The organism is Dietzia sp. DQ12-76, from assembly GCF_014145045.1.
In the GTDB taxonomy this organism is placed as follows: domain Bacteria; phylum Actinomycetota; class Actinomycetes; order Mycobacteriales; family Mycobacteriaceae; genus Dietzia.
The window spans coordinates 1-3,423 of the sequence record NZ_JAALDV010000273.1 but is presented as its reverse complement, the minus strand read 5'-3'; the positions used below and the strand labels follow the sequence as shown (position 1 = coordinate 3,423).

Below are 3,423 nucleotides of genomic sequence, written 5' to 3'. Positions count from 1 at the left end.
CAGCTCGCGGACCCGCCCGTGGACGCTGCCTCCGACCGGCCCGTGCGCCGGCAGCATGAGCGTGTCCGGACGGTCCAGCATCGCCTCAAGTGAGGCGAGGTAATCACCCAGTGGGTTGTCCCACCCACCGAGTTCGAAGCCGATGGACGGGGAGATCCTGGGAAGCACGTGGTCGCCTGTGAACGTCACGCCGAGGGCGGCATCGTCGAACACGAGGTGCCCCTTGGTGTGGCCGGCGGTCCGCCGCGCCTGCATCGGCCGTCCCGCCACCGACACCGGGCCGTCCTCGGTCCACGTGTCCGGCAACTCCCAGTCCTCGGCCACCCAGGGCTCGGCGAGCGCCTCGACACGGGACGCCTCGGCGATCTCCGCGGCTCCCGCCCGTCGGAGCTGATCGAGCGAGTCCGTGGGGACGCTGGTGCGCAGTTCGAGGAGCTCGGTCAGTCCGGGGCGCTCACCACCCCCCAGGTGGATGCGGCTCCCGACGCGCCTGCGGAGCTCCGGCCCCATCGTGTAGTGGTCGCGGTGAATGTGCGTCACGTGGACGTCGGTCACCTCGTCGAGCCCGATGTCGACCGAGTTCAGACCGCCGCGCAGGATCTCGAGGTTGCCCGAAACGTTCCACCCGGCGTCGATCAGCGAGACCCCGTGCGGGCCCTCGACCACGTAGACGTTGATCGCACGCAGGCCGTCCTGCGGCATCGGGAGCGGGATCCGGTGGACACCTTCGGCCACCGGATGGCACCCGAGTTCGGCCCAGTCCGCTCCCGAGGCGGTCACGAGTCGCCGACCATGACCTGCTCCTCGCCCATCACCATGATGGCGCGACCTCCCATGGAGCCGACGTGCTCCGCGGCCTTCGCCCATTCCGGGCTCTCGAGCATGGCGTCGTAGGCCTCCTTCGAGTCGAAGCTGAGAACCGACACACCGTCCCATCCCAGGGAGTGCCTGGTGGGACCGGTCTCCTTGACCGCGGTGTGCGACCACCGGCGCAGACCGGGCAGCGGATAGGTCACCTCGGCGTGCTCCCCGCGCCACCAGGTGATGAACTCCTCGTGAGTCCAGTCGCTGGGCTTCGACGCCATGACGATGAGGTTGTACACGATACCTCCATAGTTGAATTCACTTCAGGAATTGGTGTCACAGTACCACCGCGGGATGCCGAAGACCCCTGTTGCGCGGCCCCCGCGCGGACCGGAGCGCCTCAATGCACCAGCCGGAAACACGCCCCCATGACCGAGTCCGAGACCTCGGGCAGGGTTCGACTGCCGCCGGGGCGGTACCAGTTCCACACGGAGTTGATCAGGCCCAGGACGAACCTCCCGAGTTCGACCGGGTCGCGCCGGGGGAACTCCCCCGAGTCCATCCCGCGCTCGAGGAGGCCGGTCCAGTCGCGCTCGACCACCCGGACGAGTTCACGTGCCCTGACCCGCTCCTCCTCCTCCCGCTCGGAGGAGCGAGGGGTGGCGAGCATGTCGATGTGGTGGAGAAGGATCCGCGCCTGGAGCGCCTCGGTCTCGGTGATGTCGTAGGCACTGGAGATCGCCGCCCGCAGCGCGGTCTCGGCGTCGCCCACTCCCTCGACCGCCACCGTGAAGCGCTCGTGATACCTGGTGAGTTCGGCGCTCATGATGGTGAGCAGGCAGTGCGCCTTGGACTCGAAGTAGTGGTAAAGCGCGGTCTGCCCGATCCCCACCTCGCCGGCGATGGTCGCCCACTTCGTGTGCTCGTAACCGACGCTGCCGAAGTTCGCCACGGCCGCCTCGAGGATGACGTTCCTTTTGGATCTCGGGCCCTCGGTCTTTGTTGGCGCCATCGCCTTTACCCCCATGTGAGTGATGATCCGTCCAGGTTAAGCGAAAGTGAGTTCAGGTCACAGTGGTATCGATCCACACCACAGGTGACCTCGCCGTCCCGCCGAACCGATCAGTCCGCGAACATCTCCGCCGCGAGGGTCGCCGCTCCCTTGCGGTCCAACTTGCCCACCCTGGACTGCGGGAGCACGGAGACCGACCGTACGAACTCGGGCCACTTGAACTTCGGGAAGTCCGCCGCCTCCAGGTGCCCACGGATCTGCTCGAGTCCGAGCGGTTCACCTTCCGACACGACGAGTGCCGCCGTCCGCTCTCCGAGTACCGGGTCGGGCACCGGGACCACGCACACCTGGTGGATCCCCGGGATGGCGGCGAGCGCGCTCTCCACCTCGTTGATGTCGATGTTGCGTCCACCGCGGATGATGAGGTCCTTCTCGCGCCCTCGGATGCTCACGCTGCCGTCGTCGTGGATCACCGCCCTGTCGCCGGTGGACAGGAAGCCGTCGGCATTGACGTCGGGCGCGACCGGGGCGCCCTCGCGGGCGTACCCCACGAACAGCGAGGGCCCGCGTACCTGCAGGGACCCGAGCTCACCCGGTTCGAGCACGGCACCGGCGGCGTCCACCACCCGCACCTCGGTCCCGGGGAACGGGCGTCCATCCCGTCCCAGGCGCACCTCCACCTCGTCCGAGGGGGACGGGGTGGTGTGACCCAGGCATTCGGACATCCCGAACACCCGGAGCAGGGTCGTACCCAGGGTGACCTCGGCGTCGTGCAGCGCCTTCTGGTTCATCGGGCCGCCGCCGACGGTCATGGCCCGCATCGCCGACAGCGCACCCTCGGCACCGTCGACCAACGTGAGTTGCAGAGCCATGGTGGGGACCAGCATCGTCCAGGCCACGCGGTGCTCGCGCAGGAGCGCGACCGCCGTCTCCGGCTTCCACCTGTCCAAGGCCACCATCGCGCCGCCGAGCATGGTCGGCAGGTACATCCCGAAGCAGATCGCGGCCGCGGAGGACAGCGGCACCAGCGCACCCACCGGGTCACCGGGCCGAAGGCCCACGGCCTCGATCGTCGAGCGGCATGCGTAGCGCAGGGCGTCCTCGGTCTGGATCACACACTTCGGGCGGCCGGTCGACCCGGAGGTCATGGCCGCCACCGCTCCCCCGTTCCAGCGGTCGACCCCGTTCGAACGACCGTCCGCCGGCCCCGCGACGACCCAGCCGTCCAGTGCCCGGCCGACCTCGACGAACCCGTGCTCGGCCAGCCCCCACACCTCGGCGGTGTCGGTGGCGGCCACCACGACGTCCGGCCGCAGATCCTCTGCGGCGAGATCGAACTCCGAGCGCGTCGCGTGTCCGCTCATCACCGCGAGCATTCCGCCGGCCAGTCCCACGGCCACTGCGGCCGACACCGTCCGCCACGAGTTGTCCGCACGGATGAGGACGGTCGGCGGGCCGTCCACCGCGGCCTCGATCACCCCGGCGAGCGCCCGCGCCCCGGCGAGGATCTCCCCGAGGTCGTGGGCACCGTCCCCGTCCACCACGGCGACGTCACCGGGCGTGCGGGCCGCGCGGTCGATGACGTCCTGGGCGAGCTGCTTCATTGG

4 protein-coding genes are annotated in these 3,423 nt (G+C 69.5%); all 4 read right to left on the bottom strand.

Annotated features, from left to right (window positions below; genetic code table 11):
- Nucleotides 1-780 (bottom strand): MBL fold metallo-hydrolase (locus tag G6019_RS10095; protein WP_182627506.1); only part of this gene is annotated, 780 nt, incomplete at its 3' end.
- Nucleotides 777-1,103 carry an EthD domain-containing protein gene (locus tag G6019_RS10090; protein WP_182612346.1) on the bottom strand — a complete coding sequence of 109 codons (327 nt, stop codon included), beginning with the start codon at nucleotides 1,101-1,103 and terminating at the stop codon, nucleotides 777-779. The genes G6019_RS10095 and G6019_RS10090, both read right to left, overlap by 4 nt.
- 101 nt (nucleotides 1,104-1,204) lie before the next feature.
- A complete protein-coding gene (locus G6019_RS10085; RefSeq protein WP_228549465.1) occupies nucleotides 1,205-1,831 on the bottom strand; it encodes a TetR/AcrR family transcriptional regulator in 627 nt (208 codons plus the stop codon).
- 95 nt (nucleotides 1,832-1,926) lie between these two features.
- Nucleotides 1,927-3,420 carry a class I adenylate-forming enzyme family protein gene (locus G6019_RS10080; RefSeq protein WP_107756817.1) on the bottom strand — a complete coding sequence of 498 codons (1,494 nt, stop codon included), beginning with the start codon at nucleotides 3,418-3,420 and terminating at the stop codon, nucleotides 1,927-1,929.
- Nucleotides 3,421-3,423 lie beyond the last annotated feature (3 nt).